The sequence below is a fragment of the Streptosporangium sp. G12 genome, from assembly GCF_052983175.1.
The window spans coordinates 367417-390042 of record NZ_JBRIQO010000002.1; the positions used below are offsets into that span (position 1 = coordinate 367417).

Consider the following 22626-nt stretch of genomic DNA (forward strand, 5'->3'; position numbering starts at 1 on the left):
GCGCCACGCAGGTGGCGCCCGGCCTTCACGCGTGCGGGGTCCCCGTCCCGCCGCGGTGATCGTGCGGGCCGGTTTTCGGCTGCCCGTCAGGCCAGCCGGTACTCCCATCCCTCGCGCCAGCCGAAGTCGGCGTCCACCAGCTTCTCCAAGGGGACATCGTCGATGAGGTGATCGAACGCCCACCGTGTCGCGACGTGGCCGATCACCAGGACTCGCGTGTCGGACCAGCGTAGGGACAGGTCACCGAGAAAGCGGCCCACGCGACGCACCGCCTGCCGCCAGCTCTCTCCTCCCGGATATGGCGTGTCGAGGTGCTCGGACCGGTTCCGGTGCAGCCGGATCGCGGGCATGCCGTTGCCGGCGCCGTAGTCGCACTCCCGAAGCCGCCAGTCATGCAGGATCGGGATATCGGTGTCGGCGAACGCCAGGGAGGCGGTCTCGACCGCCCGGGCGAGGTCGGAGGTGAAGACGGCCGCCAGGCCGTCCTCGCGCCGTCGCTCGCCCAGTTCCCCGGCCAGGTGCCGTCCCCGCTCGGACAGGCGGCCGGGCAGCCATCCGGTGGCGACCCCCCGATCGTTGTCCTGGCTCCACGAATGTGTCTCGAACACGATCTCTATCGGCATGACGTCACGCTAACGCCGCCCCCGACGCGCCTCCCGGCTCTTCTCCCGAAGCGGACGGTCATCATCTGGCGGAGCGCAGAAGAGGCGACGATAGAAGTCCGGGCTGTGTTCGGTTTTGCGAGTCGTCCCACCGTCCCGATACCAGGCGAGGGCCAGGATCCAACCTCGACAGCGCCGATACCAAGTCGTACCGTTCAGGGTCCGTGTCGGAAAATCATGGGAGCGGCCTCAATGATTAAAGCTGTCATCGGCCCGGAGCAGTACGGTACCAATCCGTACTCGGTTTCCACCGCCAAGTACCGCATCGAGAATCCGCGCATCACGCCGGGCCAGAACATCGCGACGTTCCACCTGACCCGGCGGCGCGACATGGACGACGAGGGCACCGTCACGGACTGGTTGTCTCCCGCCGAATACCCGGACCGGATCATCACCGTGCCCAGCCTGGGCATGGCGTTCAAGCAGGACGTCGGTATCCGCGGGAAGACCATCACCCTCAACACCAGCCATTCGGAGTATCAGCTCTACCAGAACAACCAGGAATTCGTGGCGCTGCGGGAAGCGGAAATCTGGCCCCGCTACTACGTCATCGACTGGGTCTTCACCGAGCGGCCCGCCTGTGGCGCCAAGTTCCACAATTGGAAAGTCGTCGCGGGTGGCTGTGAGCGCCTCCTCGACCACTGCGAAGACCAGCAGAGCCTGCGTCTGTGGGACCGCGACAAAGGTGGGGAATGGCCGTACAGCAATCGCCCCGACGCGCATATCACCGTCCACAGCATGTTTGACCCCAGCACCGCCACCAGTGATATCAAGGCTGCCGCCGCCGCCTACAAGAAGTCCCTGCAGAAGTAATCTCTCGCCGCCGGGGGTAGTCCAGACCACCGTCGTGCTGGTCTGCCCCCGCGACCCAGAGAGACCGCCGGGTACCTGATCCGGGGTGGAGGGGGACTCAAACGCGCTCAGACGCGCCGGCTGGCGAGAGGGACGTGGCCGGGGCCGGTGCGGTGCGCACCAGCGAGTCGTAGGTGTCGTTCGTACGCTCCAACGGGACGCCGAGCGACCGTGCGAAGCAGTCGAGCTCCTCCTGAACGGCGATGCCGGACTCCTGCCCGTGTACGGTGCGTTCGATCTCAACGAACGCTCCGGCGTGCTCCACCTCGTCGACGCAGATCGTCATCTCCCCCAACGCCGCGGTGCGCCGGGTCTTCACAATGCGAACCGTGGGATGAAAGCCCATGAGTGTGATGGCGTGGTGCATCTGCTCCCGGTCGGCGACGGTCGTCTCGTGCTCCAGGCACGCCATCGCGTTGTCAACGGGCCGCTTCACGGTGAACAGGTGCCGACCCTGCTGGGTGCGCAGCCTGGCGAACGACCTGCCGATCTTGCTGTCGGCGTAGGTCCACCCGTCCTCGGCGTACGCCTGATCGTCCTGGTGCGAAGGGGCCGACAGCAGAGCTCCTCTCTGAGTGAGAGCGTCCTCCAGCGCCGCCAGGTCATCCACCCGGTACTTGACCTCGATCTCCTGCACCCCGTGCGTGACAATGGCCTCCCCGGTCTCTACCGCAACTCGGGGAGCCTACCGGGAGCGTCACAGCTCCCACGCGAGGAACATCGCAACTGGCCGCTCCTTATCGACACGTTGAGAGGTAGAACATCCGCACGGCCACCGGACTCTGAAAAGTGGCCGGCCCAGCGCTCTGCAACGACACCGAACGGGTTCCGCGGCTGTTCTGAACGCAGTGGGCCGGGCACCCGGACGCCCTGAACACTTAGCCCTTGCGCTAAGTGTTTCTGCGGGAAATACTTAGCCGCATGGCACAGTATTCGGCTGAGCTCGACGGCGTGTTCGTCGCCCTTGCCGACCCGACGCGGCGCGGCGTCATCCGGCGCCTCGGCCGCGGCCCGACGAGCGTGGGCGATCTCGCCCGCGAGTTCCCGATGACCCTTCCCTCCTTCATGAAGCACGTGCGGACGCTGGAGGCGAACGGCCTGATCCGCACGGTCAAGCTCGGCCGGGTGCGCACCTGCGTGCTCAACCGCGACCGTCTCGCTCTCGTCGACGGCTGGCTCGAAGAGCAGCGCCAGGTCTGGGAAGAGCGCACCGACCGGCTCGAACGCCTCGTCACCGATCCCAAGGAGAAACACCCGTGAACCCCGATCTCGACCTGACCCTGCGGCGGGTCATCCGCGCGCCCCGCGCCGCCGTGTGGAGCGCGTGGACCGACCCGTCCCTCTTCGAGAGGTGGTGGGTCCCGGCGCCGACCGTGTGCCGCGTCGAGCGCCTCGACGTCCGGCCTGGCGGGGCGATCGTGACGCGGCTGAGCGACGGCGGGGTGGACTTCGTCCCGCACATGGACGCGAGTTTCCTCGTCGTCGACGAGCTTGAGCGGATCGTGTACACGAACGCGATCGACAGCGCCTGGCGCCCCGCGAATCCCGCGCCGGTGCCGATGACGGCCGAGATCACGCTGAGCGACCATCCGGACGGCACGGACTACCGGATCATCGTCCGGCACGGCGATCCGGCCGCCCGCGCCCGCCACGAGGAACTCGGCTTCCTCGACGGCGTGGGCTCGGTCACCGAGCAACTCGCCGTGCTCGCGGAGAGCCGGGCCGCGCGGTGAAGATCACTCTCACGGAGTTCGTCACCCTCGACGGGGTCAGCCAGGGGCCCGGCTCGCCGGCCGAGGACACGAGCGACGGCTTCACCCGAGGCGGCTGGCTCGTGCCCTACCTGGACGAGCTCTTCGTCCGGCGTACCTCCGAGTGGCTGGACCTCGCCGACGGTCTGCTGCTCGGGCGGCGAACCTACGAGGCGTTCGCCCGGGACTGGCCGCGGATCACCGACCCGGACGACCCGTACACCGAGCGGATGAACTCACTGCCGAAGTACGTGGTGACCAACACCCTCACCGAAGGGAACTGGCATCCGACGACCGTGCTCCGCGGCGACCCGATCCAGACCGTCGGGGAGCTCAAGGCGCGGCCAGGACGGGAACTTCAGGTCCACGGGAGCGCGCGACTCGGCAACGCCCTGCTGGCGGCGGGCCTCGTCGACACGCTCCGGCTCGTCGTCGCCCCGGTCGTGACCGGTTCCGGGCGGCGGCTGCTCGACCACCCGAGCGGTCCCGTCGGCCTTCGGCTCGTCCATCACGAGGTGACGGCGAACGGCCTGCTGCTGCTCCGGTACGAGACCGCCGGCGCCGCCCCGGTAGCGGAGTACGAGGGCGTCACGGCCTTTGTCTAGTGCGGTGACCAGGAGCGGACACGTTCACCGTTTTGGATCACACCGAATCGCGGTGGGGGCGGACTGATCTCCGTGGTGACGCGGGGAATCCACCGGGGGCGCCTGGACCTCTACGCGAGGAACGGAGGAAGTCCTTGAGCCGGGACCCGGAGCGCGTGAGTTGACCTCAACAGCGCTTGAGGTCGCAGGCTGGGCGGCGACGTACATGAGCGAAGGGGAATCCTGTGAAGGCAGCCGCGTTTTTCGAGTTCGGCGGTCCCGAGGTGTTGCGGGCGACGGAGCTTCCGACGCCCGAGGCGGGTGAGGGGCAGGTGCGGGTGCGGATCAGGGCCGCGGGCGTGCAGCCGTTCGACCTGGCCATCAGGTCGGGGTGGACCCCGGACGGGGTCGGCGGTGGGCTGCCCCGCGTGCCGGGCAACGAGTTCGCCGGGGTGGTCGACCAGGTGGGCGCGGGGGTGGGCGAGGTCTCGGCCGGTGCCGAGGTCCTGGGCTTCAACCTGCTGAACGCCTACGCCGAGTACGTGGTCGTGCCCGCGGAGAACGTCACGCCCAAGCCCGCGAACATGCCCTGGGACGTGGCGGGCGGTTTCACCGCCGGGACCCAGACCGCCCACATCGCGCTGCGGCAGCTCGGGGTGGGGGAGGGCGACACGGTCCTGGTCCACGCCGCCGCGGGCGCGGTCGGCACCGCGGCGGTCCAGCTCGCCCGGCTCTGGGGGGCGGCCACGGTGATCGGCACGGCCCGCGAGGAGAACCACGACTACCTGCGCGAGCTCGGCGCGATCCCCGTCACGTACGGCGAGGGCCTGCTGGAGCGGGTGCGCGCCCTCGCCCCCGGCGGGGTGGACATGGTCCTGGACGGCGCGGGCGGCGAGGCGCTGGAGGTCTCCCTGCAACTGGTGAAGGGTGAGCGCATCGTCACGCTCGTCGAGCACGGCAGGGCAGCGGAGCTGGGGGTGCAGGTGACCAGGGGGGTGCGGCTGGCGTCCCGCCTGGCCGAGCTCGCCGCCCTGTACGCCGAGGGCAGGCTCGTCTTCCCGGTACGCCGTACCTACCCCCTGGAGCGGGCCGCGGACGCCCACCGCGAGGTCGCCACCGGGCACGGGCGGGGCAAGGTCGTGCTGGTCATGGACTGATATGGCCGTATCGCTGGTCTTATGACCAGAACCCTTAGTAAGGTTTCTTGTTAATAACGTGCTATCCGTCGGCTCGTTGGACAGTCCCGCCTCCCATTTCTCGCTCCAGGAGGAGTCCACGTGCATCTGCGACACAAGCTGGCCACCGGTACCGCCGCCGCGATCGGCGTAGGGTCCCTGTTCGCCCTGCTGCCGTCCACCGCGGCGGTGGCCCACGGGTCCATGTCGAACCCGCCCAGCCGGGCCTACGTCTGCAAGAACGAAGGTCCGGAGACCCCCAAGTCGGAAGCGTGCAAGGCGGCCGTCGCGGCCGGGGGCACCCAGGCGTTCTACGACTGGCACGAGGTGTCCCGGCTCGAAGCGGGCGGCAACCACCGCCAGATCATCCCCGACGGCCAGCTGTGCGGCGCCGGGCGGGACAAGTACCGCGGGCTCAACCTCGCCAGGGCCGACTGGCCCGCCACCTCGGTCTCCCCGGGGCCGCTCACGGTCACCTACCACGCGACCGCGCCGCACGCGAACAGCAACTTCGAGTTCTACATCACCAAGCAGAGCTGGAGTCCCACCCAGCCGCTGCGCTGGTCGGATCTGGAGCACATCAGGACCTTCAACAACCAGAACCCCACCCAGTTCACCAACTGGACGATCAACCTCCCGCAGCGGAGCGGCCGCCAGCTCATCTTCTCGATCTGGCAGCGCATCGTGGGCAGCACGGAGGCCTTCTACACCTGTTCCGACGTGAACTTCGGCGGCACCAACCCCAGCCCCGACCCCACGCCGACCCCGACGGTGACTCCCACGCGGACCCCCACCCCGACCCCGACGCCCACCCCGACGAGCCAGCCGGGCGGCACCTGGAAGGCGGGCACCGCCTACGCGGTGGGCGCCACGGTGACCTACGGCGGCGTGACCTACCAGTGCCTGCAGGCGCACACCGCGCTGACCGGCTGGGAGCCGCCGAACGTCGCGGCCCTGTGGCGACGCGTCTGACCCGGTGAGATCCGGCCGGGGTGGCCGCCGCCGCCCCGGCCGGGATCGTCGCTCTCCCGAGAATCCTCCCGAGAACCGAGGAGTTCGTCATGAAGCGTGCGGTTCCGGTGGTCCCGGCGGTCGTCCTGGGAGTTCTCCTGCTCTCCGGCTGCGGTGCCGGCAACATCCAGGAACTCCGCGGAGGCCCCGCCGGTCACGGGGCGCACGGCACCCCGGGTGTCCCCGTCCAGCCGCCGCCCCCCGTTCCCGCCCAGGGCACGTCCGGCGCCTCCGGCCAGGGTTCCGGCCACGAAGCGCACGGCGGCTCCGGGCAGGGGTCCGGCCAGGATCCCGGCCGGGCTTCGGGCCAAGGCGCCGATCATGGTTCCGACCACTCGGCGCACGGCGCGGGCGCGGGACTGCCCAGCCCCTCGCCCGCCCCGCCGGCGGGGACCGCCGCGGGAGTCGCCTTCAACGCCCCCGACGTGATGTTCCTGCAGATGATGGTGCCCCACAACACCCAGGGGGTACGGCTGGTGCGGCTGGTGCGCGAGCGGCCGGTCCGCCCCGAGGTCAAGGAGCTCGCCGAGGCGATCGGCGTGACCCAGGAACGCGAGTCCGCCTCGATGTCCGGGCTGCTGAACGCCTGGGGGCGGCCCGCGACCGCGAAGGACGACGAGCACGCCGCCCACGGCGGGATGCCGGGGGTGAGCGAGGAGGAGATGGCGGCGCTGATCGCCGCTCCACCGGCCGAGTTCGAGCGGAGGTTCCTCGACATGCTGATCGCCCAGCAGGACGACGCCGCCCAGATGGCCAAAGTGGAGGTCGCGACCGGGCTGCACTCCCAGGTCACCGAGATGGCCAGGCGCGTCGACGTCTCGCGTACGGCACAGATCGCGCAGATGCTGGCCTTGCGCGACCAGTAAGGATTTGTCCTTACACTCCCTTATGTGAGATATATTCCCTACTTGATATAAGGGGAATTAAGGGGAGAGTCATGCGCAAGATCTTTGGGGTCGTGGCCGGGTTGGTCCTGGCCGGGACCCTGGCCGCGTGCGGGGGGACGTCCACCGACACGGCCCAGCCCGCCGGCGGCACGCCGAAGGCCGACGCCCCGCTCAGGGTCGGGGTCAACCCCGTGCCCCACGGCGAGGTGCTCAAGTACGTCAAGGACAACCTCGCCGCCAAGGCCGGGCTGAACCTGGAGATCGTCGAGTTCACCGACTACGTCCAGCCCAACACCCAGCTGGACGAGGGCAACCTGGACGCGAACTACTTCCAGCACATCCCGTACCTGGAGGAGTTCTCCAAGGGCAAGGACATCAAGCTCAGCTGGGTCGCCCCGGTGCACATCGAGCCGCTCGGCCTGTACTCCAAGAAGATCAAGAACGTCTCCGAGCTCGCCCAGGGCGCCCAGGTGGCACTGCCCAACGACGCGAGCAACCTCGGCCGCTCGCTCAAGCTCCTGGCCGACAACGGCGTGATCACCCTCAAGGAGGGCGTGGGCGTCAAGGCCACCGAGCGCGACGTCGCGGGCAACCCCAAGGGACTGGAGTTCAAGCCCCTCGAGGCGGCCCAGCTGCCCCGCTCCCTGGAGGACGTGGACGCCGCGATCGTGAACGGCAACTACGCCCTGGAGGCCGGGCTGCAGCCCGCGACCGACTCCCTGATCCTGGAGAAGGGCGAGGGCAACCCGTACGCCAACGGCCTGGTCACCGTCCCGGGCAAGGTGGACGACCCCCGCGTGAAGAAGCTCGCCGAGCTCCTCACCGGTCCCGAGGTCAAGAAGTTCATCGAGGACAGGTACAAGGGCGCGGTCCTGCCCGCCGAGTGACCCGCCCGGTGCTCCGTCCGGTGCCGTTTCCGGTGATCCGCCCCGGGGCGGTCACCATCTCCCGCGCGACGCCTCGGCCGCGCCTCCCCGCCAGTCTCGCGGGGGGCGCGGCCGACGGCTTTTCCAGGACCGGCGGGCCTGTGACGACGAACGGGAGGCCGCGGTCCGCATCTACCTCCATGAGGTGACGTTTGAGATCCGCATGGGGGATAGATGGGGTGGGTTGGCTCGAAGGAGGAGATCCCATGACCATCGCAGGCGGCATCGTTCTCATTATGCTCGGCGCCATTCTCACGTGGGCGGTCGAATTCGACATCGCCGGATTCGACATCAACATCGTCGGTGTCATCCTGATGATCGGCGGCCTCGCGTGGCTCCTGTTCGCCGTGTACCGGCTCAGCCTCGCCCGCCGGGCGGTGGTGCCGGACTCGACGACCACCACGGTGATCGACGACCCCGTCACCCAGCGCCGCACCTACCAGGAGCGCCACTACAACGACCCCCCGGCGGTGTGATCCCGCGGACCTCTCCGGCGGGGGAGCCGCGACATCGGCGGGTACCGCCGGCCGATCCGGGTCCGTTAGAAAGCGGTCCCCACGGGTAGGCGTGCCGTTTCAATGAACGCGAACGGAGGGCACAGGACGTGAGCAGAGTCGTATCCCGCGGTGCGAGCGCCGTGAGCGGAATGCTCGGTGGCGCGATCGCCGGGGTCATCTTCAAGCAGGTCTGGAAGCTCGCGTCGGGCAAGGACGACGCCCCCCAGGCGACGTCGGACGAGTACGGCTGGGGCGAGATCCTCGTGGCGTCGGCCATCCAGGGCGCCATCTTCGGTGTGGTCAAGGCCGCGATCGACCGTTCCGCGTCCCGGAGCATCCACAGAGCCACCGGCAAGTGACCCCGTGAGGTAGCCGCCGTCACCACCGGCGGCCGGCCTCGCGCCGGATGGCCCCCGATCCCGTCTGCGGGACCGGGGGCCTTCGCACGTCCGAGACCGTCAGGCGGCTCCGGGACACGGGCGGGCGCCGGCCGACCGCCGCGCCGGGACACGGGAGGAGAGCACCTCCGCGTACACGGCGGAGGTCTGGGCGGCGATCCGGTTCCAGTCGTAGCGTGAGCGTGCCCGGGCGGCGGCCGCCGCCCCGTAGGCCGCCAGCAGGGACGGCGCGGCGAGCAACCGGCGCAGCGCCCCGCCCAGCGTGTGCGGCTCTCGCGGCGGGACCAGCAGGCCGGTGACCTCGGGGACGACGGTGTCCAGATGCCCGCCCACCGCGGACGCCACCACCGGTACGCCGCAGGCCATGGCCTCCAGCGGCACGATGCCGAACGGTTCGTACCAGGGCATGCTGACCACGACGTCCGCGGAGCGCATCAGGGTGGGGACGCTCTCCCTGTCCACCCTGCCGAGGAACCTGACGCGGTCCGCCACGCCGCACCGGGCGGCCACGCGCGAGAGCCTGTCCGCCTCCGGGTCGTCCAGGTCGCCGCCGGCGACGACCAGGGTGGCGCCGGGAACGCGGGCGAGGGCGTGAATCGTGGTGTCCACGCCCTTGCGGCGGACGGGACGGCCGATGGCGAGCAGGACGGGCCCCGGGCCGAGGTCCCTCCTCGGGCCGGCGGGGGTGAAGGAGCGCACGTCGACGCCGCAGGGCACGACCCTCGCCCGGCTCCGCGGAATCCGCATCCTGCGCAGTTCCGCCACCTCGTCGGCACAGGTCGCGACGATCGCGTCCACCTGGGAGGCGACCATCGCCTCGATCTTGAGGCGCTCGCGCGGGCTGGAGTCGTCCGTGCCCTGGTGGCGGCGCTTGACCGTACCGAGGGCGTGGAAGGTGTGCACGATGGGGACGGCGGCGTCCCTCGCGGCGGCCAGGGCGGCCAGGCCGCTCATCCAGAAGTGGCTGTGGACCATGTCGGGTGGCGCGGCGCTCCAACGCCTGGCGAGCCACCGGCCGAAGTCGGGGATCCAGGGGAGCAGGTCGTCCTTGGACAGGGGCATGGCGGGTCCGGCGGGGACGTGGACCACGGTGACCCCGGGGGCCAGGGAGGTCTCCTCAGGCTGGGAGGGGCACTCCCTGCGGGTGTAGACGGTCACCTCGTGCCCGCGCGCGGCGAGCGCGAGGGACAGGGCGGCGACGTGGACGTTCTGGCCCCCGGCGTCGGCTCCGCCGACGGCTGCGAGGGGACTGGCATGCTCTGACACCATCGCGATCTTCATCGACACGGCTCCACCGGGTGTACGGGGCGGGCGTGCCTGCGTCCTAGGCATACCGGCCTCCCCTGCCCTGACCGGGGACTTTAAACGTGTTTGACCTTGGGATTCACGGGAAGGCGAGCAGTTTTGGACGGAAAGGAGTTCGACGATGGAGGCTCCCCAGTACGTCGCGGCGCGCGTGCAACGCGCGCTCGCCGAGGACGAGAGAACCACGGAACTCGGCATCCGGGTGGACATCCGGGGTGATCAGCTCTACCTGCGCGGCCAGGTCGCCAGCACCGACCGCAGCAAGCTGATCGCCGAAGTCGCCGGCGAGGCGGCCCCCGGGCTGGCCATCCACAACGAGATGGACATCGTGGACGTGCGGGACCCGGTGGGGGAGGAGAGGCTGTGAGAGACGTGCGGATCGCGGCGGTCGGTGACGTACACCTGGACGAGAGTCGCAAGGGGAGCTATCGCGAGCACCTCCACGACATCGGTGAGAAGGCCGACGTCCTGCTGCTCGCCGGGGACCTGACCCGGCACGGCACGATGGAGGAGGGGCGGGTGGTGGCGGACGAGTTCCGCGACCTGCCGATCCCGGTGGTGGCCGTGCTCGGCAACCACGATCACCACTCCGACCGGCCCGCCGAGATCGCCGCCCTGCTGCGCGACACCGGGATCGAGGTCCTGCACGACGACGCGACGGTGCTCGACATCGACGGGGTGCGGCTCGGGGTGGTCGGCGGCAAGGGCTTCGGCGGGGGGTACGCGGGCAAGTGCGCCAGCGACTTCGGCGAGCCGGAGATCAAGGCGTTCGTCGGGCACACCAAGCGGATCGCCGACCGCTGGCGGGTGGCGCTGAAGGAGCTGCAGGCCGACCGCAGGGTCGTGCTGTCCCACTACTCGCCGGTCAAGGACACCCTCGCCGGGGAGCCGCTGGAGATCTATCCCTTCCTCGGCAGCTACCTGCTGGCCGAGGCGGTCGACGCCGAGGGCGCCGATCTGATCATCCATGGGCACGCCCACGCCGGCACGGAGAAGGGTGTCACGCCGGGCGGTATCCGGGTGCGCAACGTGGCGCTGCCGGTGCTGGGCCGGGCGTACGGCGTGTATCTCCTCTGACGCGCTCTGACTGACGCGCTCTGCCGCGCTCTGACGCGCGGATCCGGCGCGCCCGTTCGGCGGGCGAATCCGACGGCGGGAGTCCGGCACGGGGAGTCCCGCCCGAGGAGAGGTAGCGGACGGACTCGTACGGCCTTGACCATGTCTTCTTCATGCCCTCGGGCATGAAGAAGCGGGCCGGGGGACACCCGGCCCGCGAGGCTTCTGTGGGAGTTCGGGGCGCTTACATGCTTCTTACGAATGTTCTTCGCGAGCGTGGTGCCCACGTCGAGAAGTGTGCCGGCCTCGGGCCCGCACCGGGTGGCGTACGGACATCAGGCCGTACGGGATCGTGTGCGGGTCGTGTGGCCCGCACCTGGAGGGTGTGCGAGCACTGGGCTCGCACCGGTCTGTGTGCGGCGAGCGCGAGGCTCGCGTCACACATTGAAGATGCTCACACCCCCGGGGCCGACGAGGAAGCCGAGGACGATGAGGACGATTCCCCAGAGGAAATCGCGACGGGCCAGGATGACGTAGATCCCGGAGATGACGAGAACGACTGCGATGATCCAAAGCAAGGTAGCCATAACCCGCCTCTGCCCTCACAATTCGCTACTTAACATCTTCATCATCCTCGGTTCTGTACAGATCAACTATCGGCTGGATGAACCACAGCCAGGCGCTCAGCAGGGCCACGGCCCCGGCGAACACCGCCGCCGGCCAGGCGTTGAGGACCGTTTCCGCGACGAGCGCCACCGAGCTCGTCATCGCGACCGCGAGCCCGGCGGCCCCCGCGATCCCGAGCGCGTTGGCGCGGTGCAGCATCTTCTCCTTCAGCCCGGTCCTGAAGAGCAGGCGGTGCTGGGCGGCGGGGGTGATGAAACAGACGGACGCGACGGCCGCGCTCAGCAGGGCGATGAAGAACAGCCAGCGCCCCAGGGCGTCCACTTTGTTGAAGCCCGCCGCGAACGGCAGGCTGAACAGGAAGGCGAACAGCACCTGCACGCCGGTGACCGCGACGCGCAGGCCCTGTAACAACTCGCCGAGTTCGCGGTCGACGCGTTCCTTGCGGGTCTCTCCGGGTTCGGGATGTTCCCTTTGCGCATGTTCAGGTTGAATCATGCGCATCGTTTACCCAAGGAAAGGTTTGGCATGCCTACCTGGGAAGTTACGGGGTACGGCGATGGCTATGGGAAGCCACAGTCACGAGGTCACCGACGCGATCCTGGAAACGCTGAAGCGAGCGAGCAGCGGGTTGAAGGACGCGGACGTCAGGTTCGCTCTTGCCGGAGGCTGTGCGGCCTACGCGCGTGGAGCCGCCCCCTCGCTCCACGACGTCGACTTCGTCCTCCCCCAGGAGGACGTGCCGCTCGCGCTCGAGGCGCTGGGCAAGCTGGGATTCGAGACGTCCAGGCAGCCGCCGGAGGACTGGCTGGTCAAGGCCTTCGACGAGGGCAGGCTGGTGGATCTGATCTTCTCGATCTGCGACCATCCGGTCACCCCCGAATTGTTGAAGCGGGCGGAGCCGATGAAGGCTTCGGCGGTGATCCTACCCGTCCTGGAGGCCACCGACCTGGTCATCTCCTGGCTGCTGCCGCTCTCCGAGCACAGTTGCGACTACGGCTCCCTGCTGCCCCAGGTCCGCGCCCTGCGCGAGCAGGTCGACTGGGACCGCGTCGCCGCCGTCGTCCAGGACTCCCCCTACGCCTCCACCTTTCTCACCCTTCTCCAGCGCCTTGACGTCATCCCCGGCCCCATCGACTCCTCCGGTGACCCGACCTGGCCGTGAGACACGACCGTCCCGCGAACGCGGAGGGGCCCCGCCGTCCGGCGGGGCCCCTCTCGTCGTCTCGTCCGGTGTGCCGGGTTCGGAATCCCGGATCCGCAGGTTCCGGATCACAAGACCCGTGCCCGGAAGTCCGGGTCAGAAGGTTCCGGGGCCCCCGCCGAAGGGGAAGCGGCCGTAGTACTCGCCGACACGGTCGCGGTACGCGGGCTCCTTGAAGTTCGCCTCGTCGAACTCGGGGGCGTCCTTGATCTCCTGCTTGGTGCGCGCGATGTAGACCTTCTTCTCCTGCGGGTCGATCTGCGTCACCGTGCTCGCCGGCAGGAGGACCTTCTTGCCGAAGATCCACGGTCCCGTGTCGACGACGAGGTAGCTCTCGCCGACCTCGTACGTCGCCTCGTCGATGGAGCCGATCTTCCCATCGGTGGCTTCGACGTGGTACCCGGCGACGTCGAGCGTCCTGTCCTGGTCGTACACGTCGGTTCGATAGTTCCAGAGCTCAGGTTGCATGGTTGAACATCTCCCTTGACTTGATACTCCGGGCTCCGGTCACGTACCCGAGCGAGGAGCCCTAAACGGCATTTCCCCAAGTCAGCAGGTGCGGAACACTGTTCGCTCGCCTTTGTTTCCACTCGAATCCGCAGGTCATCGCGAGCTTCGACCGCCGCACCCGGGACGTGAATCTCGCCGTCCGGTGCTCTTTGGCGGCATATATCTACTCATGTACGGACCACGGTGACGGGTCCGGTAAGCTTGTCGAAGTCAAGCGCCGCTAGCTCAGTTGGTTAGAGCAGCTGACTCTTAATCAGCGGGTCCGGGGTTCGAGTCCCTGGCGGCGCACCATGACCGCAGATCTTTGATCTGCGGTTTTCTGGTTTCCGAAGAACTTCGACGCATCGGTCGATCTTGCTTGGTCGCTCGCCGGCGGGCTGCGACGTCATTCGCCGGCGAGTCGCCGGTCGACGCGGGTGAGCAGGTCGTCGATCGGTTCACAGGCTGTGCAGCGCCACAGGCGCACGGTGCCGTCTCCGTGCGCGGTGGCCAGCAGCTTTCCGTCGCGGGAGAACTCGATGCTCTCGGCGGTGGTGGCGAAACCCCCCACCGTGATGGGGGGTGCGGCCACGTCGGTGCGCCAGATGCGGGCGGTCCCGTCGTGGCCGGTTCCCGCCACCCATCACCCGTCGGGGCTGAAGGCAACGGACCACACCATGCCCTGGTGACCGCGTAACACCAAAGGCGCGCCCTTGCCGGATGCTCATGCCCGTTCGAAAGGCGCGTCCCGCGATACAGGAACGCCTCGTCCCGGTCGTGCCGGTCCCACTCGGCGGCGGCCTCGGCCAGCCGCCGGTGGGCGTGCAGCCGCTCGCGATCCTCCTCCAGCCAGGTGCGTAATCGGGGCCAGCCCCGGATCAACGCCTCGTGTGCGATGGTCACGGTGTTCTCCTCGGCCACGACCAGCCGCGCCGCGATCAACGTGTCGAGCACCTTGGCCGTTCGCCGTCCGTGGTGGCTCGCCTCCAACTCGGTGCGGGGCGCACGTCTGCGGGTGTCCTCGGTTCCGTCGCCGGGCATGGTCAGCCGCAGGAACACGCCTTTGGCCACGTCCTGTTCGTCCGGGTCGAGCTCGCCGTAGACGCGCTCGGCGGTCTGCGAGATCGCGCCGCGCAGGCCACCGGTCGCCCGGAACGCGGCCACGGTGAGCGACTCGCCCCTACGGCGGCGCCAGGTCTCCAGAAGGGCGTGCGAGACCAGCGACAGCGCGCCCACCTGCCCGCTCGCCCCGCCCACGACCAGATCGACCAGCTCCGGGTCGACCTTCACCCCCGCGTGCCGGGCGGGGCCGGTGACGACGGCACGCAGGTCGTCGTCGTCCATCGTCCCGATCAGCACCTGGTTGTCCTGCAACGCGGACACGAGGGCCGGGTAATGGGCGCAGTGCCCGTAGAAGTCGGCGCGTACGCCGAGCACGACACGCACCCGCGGTTCACGGGCGGCGGCCAGGAGCGCCGCCACGAAGCCGCGGCGCTCATGCTCGTCCCGGCAGAGGGTGAACGTCTCCTCGAACTGGTCGACGACGATCACCAGATGGGTTCCGTCCGCTCCGCCGCTCAACGTCTGCGCGCACAGCGTGCGGATGGCATCGGGCGAGGCGGTGAGCGCCTCGTGGACCGGGCCGGCCACGATGCCCTGCGCGTTGGCGAGGCGAATGGACAGATGCCGCAGCGGCTGCTCGCCGGGAGTGAACGGAACAACCAGCCATTCGCCGCCGTTCCCCTCCGCCCCGGACCCCGTGAGAGCCGGCAACAGGCCCGCCCGCAGGACCGACGACTTCCCGGCTCCCGAGGGACCGAACAACGCGAGGAAGGAGGAGCCGGCCAGCCGTTCGCGTAGCTGTCGTACCAGCCGTTCGCGTCCGAAGAACAGGGGCGCGTCCTGCGGCCCGAACGGCGCCAGCCCCAGATAGGGGGCCGCGCTCTCTTCGGGGGCGGAATCGGCCGGAGCGAGCACGCTCATCAGGGCATGCCATCGGCTCTCCCACTCGTCACGATCGCCGCCGCACGCCTCGGCGTACGCGAGCGTGACCGCGAGACTCGGGACGACCACTCCACCGGCCGCCTCCGACAGCGCCGTCACCGAGAAATGCGCGCGCCGGGAAAGCTGACGGTAACTCGGTTTACCCGCCTTTTCTCTAAGTCCCCTGAGCTCGGCTGCGAATCGATGAAGAGGGTCGTTCTCCGGATCCAGCACACGCTCGGGACGGCCCATCGCTCTCATCCCCCGGTGACAGTGAAGGTCAATCTCGTCACGAACCACTATCAGAAAATCGTGTGCTGTGAGACAAGCTTGACCAGCATGCTGACACCTCACTCCGCGACCCGTCAAACACATAAAATTGCGGATTTGCGGACAATGCTTCAGGGGTGATCCTGCATGGTTCAGGGTTATGTCGAACTCGGTCAGGGACTGTCCTGTGGATCCATGACATCAATCGCCTTAACCTGGAGTGATGTCAATCGGCGGTACGGCGGCGTATGCCGATCTCGCGGGGTTGCCTCCACTGGTCAAATGTGCGCTCCAAACAGCCCGGCAGGCGGGCTTTGCTCCTTCCTGCCGTCCTGAGCAGGGGCGACTGCTGTACGCTCTGGCGGCCGGCGCCGACGTGATCGGGGAGACCGGAACCGGGTGCGGAGTGGGCCTGGCATGGCTGGCCTCGGGCGCCCGGCCGCAGGCCCGTCTGGTCAGCGTCGAACGGGACGCGCATCGAGCGGCCCTGGCCGCCCAGATCTTCCTCGATCATCCGCAGGTCTCGGTGATCTGTGCTGACTGGCGGGAGATCCATCGGGACGGGCCGTATGACCTGCTCGTGCTCGATGGAGGCGGCCAAGGCAAGAGCGGCGAGAAGCCGGCCGATCCGCACAGGCTGCTCAGGCCAGGAGGCACGCTGGTCATCGACGACCTGACTCCGGCCCGGCAGTGGCCGCCGCGATTCGACGGCGCTGTCGACCAGGCGCGGATGCACTGGCTCGATCACCCCGGGCTGGACGCGGCGGAGCTTCGGCTCGCACCGGATCTGGCCGCGCTCGTGGCCACTCGTCGTTTTCCCGGGACGGCCGGCGCGGCGGATCGATGAACCGGGTCACGCAGCCAGATCCTGATCGAGGCAACGTCGACGGTGCCCCGGTAGATCCGTTCGCGTTTGTCGGTGCGCAGGGCCACCGCCCGGTTGCCCTTCAACTTGTTGATGCACCGTTCGGCGGTGTTGCGTTCCTTGTATCGCTCACGGTCGAATCCTGGCGGTCGACCGCCCCGGCGACCTTGCTTGAGGCGGTTGGCCCGCTGGTCCTTCTCGGTGGGGATGACCGCCTGGACACCGTGCCGGCGCAGATGGGCGCGATCGGCGCGGGAGGAGTAGGCCTTGTCGGCCAGCACCCGCCTGGGACGCAGACGAGGCCGGCCAGGAATATCCCGTGCCTTCGCATGGAACCCCTCCCTCGCGCGAGTTGTCACCGACCGGGCCGTTCTCCTGTTTCCAGCCGGTAACGAACCTGCCGAATTCGTCCCCGGCCTGGTGGGCGCCTCGGCCTCGGCGGGCACCGCATGGGGAAATAAAGCAAAGGAAACTGCTTCTGATTTCTGCGTGTCGATGTGAGGTCTCGGGACGTGCTTAACTGATCGTTCTCAGAACACGCTTGACGGTTGCGCGGCATCATATGCGCCCGGAACGGTAGTCGGATCGAACTCCGCACGGGTGACGATCGTGGATTAACAGGCGCTGGTGTGAGTACCGGTATCGAGCAGTGCGCGAGGTGCTGGCCGGTGCGTCGATCGGGGGGCACCCGGCTCCGGCCGCCTCCTTGGACTCGGTGCCCGGAGGGCTTCCTCCGGACACCGCTGGGTGATGAGATGCGCCCCCGTTCGCCGCGAGGACAGGTATGGCGGTCGCCGGGTTGTCCAGTGAGGCCACGTCCCGCTTGACGGACGATGTCTCACGAAGTGGGCGCCATGAGGCGGTTGAGATTCGCCCGAGATTCCAGGAAGTTCCAGGTCACGGCTCCGTCCCTGGTCCGGGCCGCCGGCGCCGACCGCGGTCGGCGGGTCCCGGGACGGGCGGAGGCGTCGGGGCCGGCCGTGGTCCCGAGCCGGGATCATCCTCCAGCGCGGTCAGGCACGCCGGCCCACGGCCATCCTGGCGCCGCGACGGCGCCACAGCAGTCCGGAGACGGCGCCGAGGGTGACCAGGGAGCCGGTGAGCACGAGCACCCGTCCGTCGGGGCCGCTCTCGCCACCGCCTCCGGTGTCGGCCGCTCCGGCCGGCGTCTCGTCGACCTCGCCGTTCGCGTCCTGCGGGGTCTCGGCGGCCTCGGTGTCCTCATCCGTCGAGGGCGGGCCGACGGGCTCCGTGGCCGTGTCCGTCGGGATGGGATCGGTCGCCTGACCGCCCCCGGCGACAGTGAGGGGATAGGTCATCAGGGCGTCCTTGTTCTGCGACTCGCACTCGATCAACGGCTGGTCGGGCTGGGTCCCGAAGTTGACGGCGGCGGGTTTCACCGTCGCGGTGCCCGGATTGTTCGATGTGGTGGCGAGCGCGATCTGGGCCGTGGGCAGCGGGATGGTCTGACCCGCGCCGACCGTGTCGAGGGTGCCCACCCCGGTGGCGGAGGTCAGCCCGGGAAGATCGCTGATGGAGGCGTACGCGTACAGCTTGGTGCCCGCGGGCAGTCCCGCGGCGGGCGCCGTCAGGCCGGTGCCGGAGTAGGTGCCGCGCCAGCCGATCGTGAACTGCTGTCCCGCGGTCGCGCTCGCCGGCATCGTCATCTCGACGTTGATCTGGATGGTCTGCTTCTCCACCGCGCCGTCGGTGGTGCATTCGTACTCCACGATGTCGGCCGCGACGACCGAGCCCTGCCCCGCGGAAGAGGGAAGAGGGTGCCAGAGGAGGACCAGGCTTCCGGTCAGGACGGCGACTGAGAGAACCGAACGGACGCGCACGTCGCCTCCTGCTTACGACAGATGGGGCATAAGGGGAGACGGGGGATAAGGGTGTTCGGTTGACACCAACGGTCCGATCCATCGGATCTACGCGGGCGCCGGGATGAAAGCCGGGGCGAGAAAAGCACCGGATGGGACGCTTTCGCCCCATCCGGTGCCCGGTTCGGCCACGAGGCTGCGAGCCTACGAGGCGTAGACCTCGAACTCGGAGAGCTGGCCGGCGGGCCAGCCGCTGTTGGCGGTGAAGGTCAGGCGCAGGTGGCGCCTGCTGGTGGCCGGGAAGGTGATGGTGGCCGTGTTACCGGTGGCGGGGTTGAAGGTGTACGTCGCCGAGCCGACGACGCCGGTGAAGTTCGTCCCGTCGGTGCTGCCCAGGACGGCGATCGCCTGGGTACGGGTGGCCCAGTCGGCGGCCGGGGGCAGCTTGAGGACGACCCGGCCGACGCTCTGCGTGGAGCCGAGGTCGACCGTGACCGACTGCGGGAAGGCGTTGTTGTTCGACTCCCAGTAGGTGCTCGCGTTGCCGTCCACGGTGTTGCCCGAGCCGTACACCTGGGCGTGGCTGGTCTCCGTGGTCGGCCTGCCCTGCGCCAGGTTGGTGACGGGCGCGGAACCGCCGGTCCCGGTCAGCGCCACGGTCAGCGGCCCGTTCGGGTCGTTGCTCGCCACGCTCAGCGTGCCCGTACGGGTGCCCGTCGCGGTGGGGGTGAAGGTGACGTTGACGGTGCAGGAGGCGCCGGCGGCGAGGGTGGTGCCGCAGGTCCTGGTCTGGGCGTAGTCGCCGGTGGTCGCGACCGCGCCCAGGGCCGCCGACCCGGTGCCGGTGTTGGTGACCGTGACGGCCTGCGCCGGGCTGGTGCTGCCGACCGTCCTGGCGGCGAACGTCAGGCTGACCGGGGAGGCCGCCAGCGCCACGGTCGGCGTGGGGTTGCCGCCACCCGGGAAGATCTGGAACTCCGAGACCTGGGCCGCGGGCCAGCCGGTGTTGGCGGTGAAATTGATCCGGACGTAGCGCACGCTCGAGCTGGTCAGCGGGATCGCGACGCTGTTGCCGGTGCTCGGGTCGAAGGTGTGTCCGGCCGAGGCCTTCAGGGTGGTCCAGGTGGTGCCGTTGGTGCTGCCCTGGATCGACAGGGTCTGCGTCCTGGTCGCCCACGCGGCCGGCGGGGGCAGCTTCAGGGTGACGGAGCCGACGCTCTGCGCGGTGCCGAGATCGGCCTGCAGCCACTGCGGGAAGGCGTTGCTGTTCGACTCCCAGTAGCTGGAGGTGTTGTCGTCGTTGGCGTTGCCCGGCGGGAAGCCGCCGTTGGAGCTGCTCGCCGTCATCGTCGCGCCGAGCGCGAGGTTGGTGGTCGAGCTCGTGCCGCTGCCGCTCAGGCCGACCGTCAGCGGGCTGTTCGGGTCGTTGCTGGCGACGGTCAGGGTGCCCGTGCGGGTGCCCGAGGCGGTGGGGGTGAAGGTGACGTTGACGGTGCAGGAGGCGCCGGAGGCGAGGGTGGTGCCGCAGGTCCTGGTCTGGGCGTAGTCGCCGGTGGTCGCGACCGCGCCGAGCGTCGCCGTGGCGGTGCCGGTGTTGGTGACCGTGACGGCCTGCGCCGGGCTCGTGCCGCCGACCTGGCGCGTCCCGAAGGACAGGCTGCCCGGGGAGGCGGTCAGGGCGACGCCGTTGGTGCCGCTGCCGGAGAGGCTCACGGTCACCGGGCCGCCCTGGGCGCTGCTGGCGACGGTGAGCGTGCCGGTGCGGGTACCCGTCGCGGTCGGCCTGAAGGTGACGCCGACCGTGCACGTCGCGCCCGCGGCGAGGGAGCTGCCGCAATTGTTGGTCTGGGCGTAGTCGCCGGTGACGGTCACCGAGCCGATCGGGGCCGCGGTGGTGGCTCCGTTCGTGATGGTGACGGCCTGCGCCGGGCTGGTGGTGTTGACCTGGCGCGCGGCGAAGGAGAGGCTGCCCGGGGAGCCGGACAGGCCGCCGGTGTTGCCACCGCCACCGGGGTAGATGTAGTTCGGCGTGGGCCAGGTGCCGGTGCAGGTCGTGCTGCTGGGGCTCCAGCCGGTGTTGCCGGTGCCGAAGACGGGCGTGAAGGCCGCGCCGACGCAGTTGTGGATGGCGACACCCGCGCCGATGTGGTCGGCACTGACGTTGTTGAACGTCATGTTCGCGCCCGACTGCGCCTGGATCATGTACGTGCCGGTGCCGTCGATGTTGACGTTGTTGAAGTTCACCGTGCTCGTGGTGCCCTCGATCATGTGGATCGCGGCGTACGAGCTGTCCAGGATGTCGGTGTCGGTGACGTTGATGGTGGCGTTGACCGGCTCGTTGAGCCCGCTGAACCAGAGGGCTCCGACGCCGAAGTGCCAGTTGAAGTCGTTGTTGCCCGCCCGGAGCAGGGTGTTGCGGGCGACGGTGTGGGTTCCGGCGACCGCGGTGCCCTGGCCGGAGTTGACGCCCGGGTAGCGGTTCGCGATGTGGATGCCGCCGCCGTTGCTGACGGTGTCGGCCACCACGTTGTCGGTGATCTGGATGTCCCTGCCGCCGTACGTGACGATGTTGTTGGCCAGCAGCGTGACGCCCACGGTGTTGAACGTGAACTTGTTGCCGACGTTCGGGATCCGCTCCGGCCACATGGCCAGGGCGTCGTCACCGGTGTTGCGCAGGAACGTGTTGGTCACCGTCGAGTTGGTGACCCCGGTGTGGAAGTTCACGCCGTCGGCGGTCTGGTCGAGGATGCGGCTGTTCTTGATGGTGAAGTTGTTCATCGGGCCGTCCATCCAGGCACCGACCTTGGTGTGCTGCATCCACACGTTGTCCACGACCGAGTCGGTCATCGCGCCGCCCATGGCGTTGACCTGGTCGTTGTCCTCGCGCTCCATGATCTCGCCGATGATGGCGAAGTCCTTGAGCGTGACGTTGCGGCTCGGGCCGCCCGCCTCGTGGGGACGGATCTCGCCGCCGTAGCCGCCGCCCTGGACGTACTTGCCGTAGACGCCGACGGCCCGGTTGCGCTGGGTGGGGTGGCGCCCGCCGAGCACGCTGTACCAGGGGCCCGCCCCGCGCAGGGTGACCCCGTCGACGACCACGTGGTCGTAGAGGTTGTAGGTCCCCTCGGGGATGTAGACCTCCTTGCCCTGGGCCTTGCCGGCGTTGACCGCGGCCTGGAAGGCGGCCGTGTTGTCGACGCCCGTGTTGTTCTTGACGGCGCCGAAGTCGTCGACCGACAGCGAGCCGGCCGGGCGCCCGATCGGGGCGCCGACGACCTCGAAGTCGGCCAGGTCCACGGTGACCGGGATGCCGCCGGTGAACTGGACGCGGACCTTTGCCCCCGCGGCGAGCGTGGACCCGAACATGGTCCGCGTCTCGTCGTAGAAGTGGTGGGGGTTGGTGTCGCCGGGGTTGTTGTTGAACGGGTAGCCGCCGTAGTACCAGCCGTACTTGGAGGTGAGGGTCAGGTCCTTCAGGTGCGTGCCGTTGAGCCGCAGGCTCGCGGTGGTGTTCTGACCGGTTCCCGAGGCGTTGTCCGGCACGCTGTAGCGCAGTGACATCGCGTTCGCCGGCCGGGTGAGCGTGAACTCCACGTACTCACCCGAGGAGTCGAGCGTCACCGCCCTGCGGCCGGAGGCCTCCGAGGGGAGGCGGCCGTAGATCCGGTCGGGGCCGATCACCTGGCCCGAGTGGGCGGTGTCCTCGGCCTCTATCTCGAAGAAGGGCACGGTGGCGCCGCGCCCGGGAAAGTCGAACGGGGAGTCGGCCCTCGCGGCGGCCGTGGCGGGGGCGACCGGTAAGGAGGCCAGCCCTCCCGCCGTCAACGCCGCGATCGTGGCGATGGTCCAGGCCTTTAGCCTGCCGGACTTCTTCATCGGCTGACCCTTCACTTTACGAAGAGCCGGACGCTTCGCGGCCGGAACGTCGCAGACGCCGGCCGGTGGTGCCCGGGGGGTATCCACACCTTAAAATGACGAACAGATTGCTGCAAGATTTCAGCTAATACATGAAACGTAACGACCATGTTGCGTTGGTTCCTATACGGAAAGTTTCATGTAAGTGCTTACGGATTGCTGGAAGCCGCTTGCGTGCCGGTGGAAGCGGTGCCCGGCGTCGGTTCGGGTTCTCCAGCCGGTCCGGGCGGTCCGCCGGTGTGAGTGATCCGAGGGTCGGTGTGGCCGCCGACGTCGCGGTGGGTGCCCTGTGGTCGGCCGCCGCGATCACTGGTGAAACATCCCGAATGTGGAAAATTACGAGGTTCGCCGG

At 69.1% G+C, this 22626-nt stretch carries 24 protein-coding genes, 1 tRNA gene and 1 pseudogene; 15 read left to right on the forward strand and 11 right to left on the reverse strand.

Features of this window, described 5'->3' with window-relative positions:
* Positions 1–86: 86 nt before the first annotated feature.
* Positions 87–623 carry a histidine phosphatase family protein gene (locus ACVCAG_RS04815; RefSeq protein ID WP_440081685.1) on the reverse strand — a complete coding sequence of 179 codons (537 nt, stop codon included), beginning with the start codon at positions 621–623 and terminating at the stop codon, positions 87–89.
* Between the two features lie 231 nt (positions 624–854).
* Between ACVCAG_RS04815 and ACVCAG_RS04820 the strand changes: the two genes are divergently transcribed.
* Complete coding sequence (locus ACVCAG_RS04820; protein WP_440081684.1) at positions 855–1475, forward strand: hypothetical protein; 621 nt, start codon at positions 855–857, stop codon at positions 1473–1475.
* Between the two features lie 97 nt (positions 1476–1572).
* Here ACVCAG_RS04820 and cyaB read toward each other — a convergent pair whose 3' ends face one another.
* Entirely contained in the window at positions 1573–2151 is a 579-nt protein-coding gene (cyaB, locus tag ACVCAG_RS04825; protein WP_447189505.1) for a class IV adenylate cyclase, read from the reverse strand.
* 284 nt (positions 2152–2435) lie between these two features.
* Here cyaB and ACVCAG_RS04830 point away from each other — a divergent pair, with 284 nt between their 5' ends.
* The 9 genes from ACVCAG_RS04830 to ACVCAG_RS04870 all read left to right on the forward strand — a co-directional run bounded on the left by ACVCAG_RS04830 (position 2436) and on the right by ACVCAG_RS04870 (position 8704).
* Positions 2436–2774 carry an ArsR/SmtB family transcription factor gene (locus tag ACVCAG_RS04830; RefSeq protein WP_344746984.1) on the forward strand — a complete coding sequence of 113 codons (339 nt, stop codon included), beginning with the start codon at positions 2436–2438 and terminating at the stop codon, positions 2772–2774.
* Complete coding sequence (locus tag ACVCAG_RS04835) at positions 2771–3247, forward strand: SRPBCC domain-containing protein (protein ID WP_447189506.1); 477 nt, start codon at positions 2771–2773, stop codon at positions 3245–3247. The genes ACVCAG_RS04830 and ACVCAG_RS04835 overlap by 4 nt, the downstream gene beginning before the upstream one ends.
* Entirely contained in the window at positions 3244–3870 is a 627-nt protein-coding gene (locus ACVCAG_RS04840) for a dihydrofolate reductase family protein (RefSeq protein WP_447189507.1), read from the forward strand. Before ACVCAG_RS04835 ends, ACVCAG_RS04840 begins: the two co-directional genes overlap by 4 nt.
* 224 nt (positions 3871–4094) lie before the next feature.
* Positions 4095–5006: an NADP-dependent oxidoreductase gene (locus ACVCAG_RS04845; protein WP_447189508.1), complete on the forward strand. Its 912-nt coding sequence runs from the start codon at positions 4095–4097 to the stop codon at positions 5004–5006.
* 120 nt (positions 5007–5126) lie between these two features.
* Positions 5127–5996 carry a lytic polysaccharide monooxygenase gene (locus ACVCAG_RS04850; RefSeq protein ID WP_440081677.1) on the forward strand — a complete coding sequence of 290 codons (870 nt, stop codon included), beginning with the start codon at positions 5127–5129 and terminating at the stop codon, positions 5994–5996.
* 89 nt (positions 5997–6085) lie between these two features.
* Entirely contained in the window at positions 6086–6901 is an 816-nt protein-coding gene (locus tag ACVCAG_RS04855; protein ID WP_447189509.1) for a DUF305 domain-containing protein, read from the forward strand.
* 71 nt (positions 6902–6972) lie between these two features.
* On the forward strand, positions 6973–7809 hold the full coding sequence (locus ACVCAG_RS04860) for a MetQ/NlpA family ABC transporter substrate-binding protein (RefSeq protein WP_440081675.1): 837 nt from the start codon (positions 6973–6975) through the stop codon (positions 7807–7809).
* 245 nt (positions 7810–8054) lie between these two features.
* Entirely contained in the window at positions 8055–8324 is a 270-nt protein-coding gene (locus ACVCAG_RS04865) for a DUF6458 family protein (RefSeq protein ID WP_362697502.1), read from the forward strand.
* Between the two features lie 128 nt (positions 8325–8452).
* The gene (locus tag ACVCAG_RS04870) at positions 8453–8704 is read left to right on the forward strand and encodes a DUF4235 domain-containing protein (protein WP_329084950.1); all 252 of its coding nucleotides are present in this window, start codon (positions 8453–8455) and stop codon (positions 8702–8704) included.
* 99 nt (positions 8705–8803) lie between these two features.
* Here ACVCAG_RS04870 and ACVCAG_RS04875 read toward each other — a convergent pair whose 3' ends face one another.
* Positions 8804–10024: a glycosyltransferase gene (locus ACVCAG_RS04875; protein ID WP_440081674.1), complete on the reverse strand. Its 1221-nt coding sequence runs from the start codon at positions 10022–10024 to the stop codon at positions 8804–8806.
* Between the two features lie 145 nt (positions 10025–10169).
* On the opposite strand from ACVCAG_RS04875, the gene ACVCAG_RS04880 reads away from it, so the two are divergent.
* Positions 10170–10415 carry a BON domain-containing protein gene (locus ACVCAG_RS04880; RefSeq protein ID WP_440081673.1) on the forward strand — a complete coding sequence of 82 codons (246 nt, stop codon included), beginning with the start codon at positions 10170–10172 and terminating at the stop codon, positions 10413–10415.
* Positions 10412–11125, forward strand: coding sequence for a metallophosphoesterase (locus ACVCAG_RS04885; RefSeq protein ID WP_440081672.1), 714 nt, complete (start codon positions 10412–10414; stop codon positions 11123–11125). The genes ACVCAG_RS04880 and ACVCAG_RS04885 overlap by 4 nt, the downstream gene beginning before the upstream one ends.
* Positions 11126–11541: 416 nt before the next feature.
* Here the strand turns inward: ACVCAG_RS04885 and ACVCAG_RS04890 are convergent, their stop codons facing one another.
* Together ACVCAG_RS04890 and ACVCAG_RS04895 are read right to left on the reverse strand one after the other, a co-directional pair.
* Positions 11542–11691 carry a GPGG-motif small membrane protein gene (locus ACVCAG_RS04890; protein WP_362697514.1) on the reverse strand — a complete coding sequence of 50 codons (150 nt, stop codon included), beginning with the start codon at positions 11689–11691 and terminating at the stop codon, positions 11542–11544.
* A gap of 25 nt (positions 11692–11716) precedes the next feature.
* Positions 11717–12232: a DUF6328 family protein gene (locus ACVCAG_RS04895; protein ID WP_440081671.1), complete on the reverse strand. Its 516-nt coding sequence runs from the start codon at positions 12230–12232 to the stop codon at positions 11717–11719.
* Between the two features lie 61 nt (positions 12233–12293).
* Here ACVCAG_RS04895 and ACVCAG_RS04900 point away from each other — a divergent pair, with 61 nt between their 5' ends.
* Positions 12294–12893: a nucleotidyltransferase family protein gene (locus ACVCAG_RS04900; RefSeq protein ID WP_440081669.1), complete on the forward strand. Its 600-nt coding sequence runs from the start codon at positions 12294–12296 to the stop codon at positions 12891–12893.
* Positions 12894–13028: 135 nt separating this feature from the next.
* Here the strand turns inward: ACVCAG_RS04900 and ACVCAG_RS04905 are convergent, their stop codons facing one another.
* Positions 13029–13400 (reverse strand): PRC-barrel domain containing protein, encoded by a 372-nt coding sequence (locus tag ACVCAG_RS04905; protein ID WP_362841268.1) that lies wholly within the window; start codon positions 13398–13400, stop codon positions 13029–13031.
* Positions 13401–13656: 256 nt separating this feature from the next.
* Here ACVCAG_RS04905 and ACVCAG_RS04910 point away from each other — a divergent pair.
* Positions 13657–13733 (forward strand) — tRNA-Lys (locus ACVCAG_RS04910).
* A 94-nt stretch (positions 13734–13827) separates the two neighbouring features.
* Here ACVCAG_RS04910 and ACVCAG_RS04915 read toward each other — a convergent pair.
* Both ACVCAG_RS04915 and ACVCAG_RS04920 read right to left on the reverse strand, forming a co-directional pair.
* Positions 13828–14061, reverse strand: a complete 234-nt coding sequence (locus ACVCAG_RS04915; protein ID WP_447189510.1) for a WD40 repeat domain-containing protein — start codon at positions 14059–14061, stop codon at positions 13828–13830.
* Positions 14062–14246: 185 nt separating this feature from the next.
* A pseudogene (locus ACVCAG_RS04920) lies at positions 14247–15779 on the reverse strand (nSTAND1 domain-containing NTPase); the annotation flags it as partial.
* A gap of 118 nt (positions 15780–15897) precedes the next feature.
* Here ACVCAG_RS04920 and ACVCAG_RS04925 point away from each other — a divergent pair.
* Positions 15898–16521, forward strand: a complete 624-nt coding sequence (locus ACVCAG_RS04925; RefSeq protein ID WP_447189511.1) for an O-methyltransferase — start codon at positions 15898–15900, stop codon at positions 16519–16521.
* Here the strand turns inward: ACVCAG_RS04925 and ACVCAG_RS04930 are convergent.
* The 3 genes from ACVCAG_RS04930 to ACVCAG_RS04940 all read right to left on the reverse strand — a co-directional run bounded on the left by ACVCAG_RS04930 (position 16419) and on the right by ACVCAG_RS04940 (position 22235).
* Positions 16419–16985, reverse strand: coding sequence for a transposase (locus ACVCAG_RS04930; protein WP_447189512.1), 567 nt, complete (start codon positions 16983–16985; stop codon positions 16419–16421). The two genes, ACVCAG_RS04925 and ACVCAG_RS04930, sit on opposite strands and share 103 nt — an antisense overlap.
* Positions 16986–17552: 567 nt before the next feature.
* Positions 17553–18380 carry a hypothetical protein gene (locus tag ACVCAG_RS04935; protein WP_447189513.1) on the reverse strand — a complete coding sequence of 276 codons (828 nt, stop codon included), beginning with the start codon at positions 18378–18380 and terminating at the stop codon, positions 17553–17555.
* Positions 18381–18563: 183 nt separating this feature from the next.
* Complete coding sequence (locus tag ACVCAG_RS04940) at positions 18564–22235, reverse strand: choice-of-anchor D domain-containing protein (protein ID WP_447189514.1); 3672 nt, start codon at positions 22233–22235, stop codon at positions 18564–18566.
* Between the last annotated feature and the right edge of the window lie 391 nt (positions 22236–22626).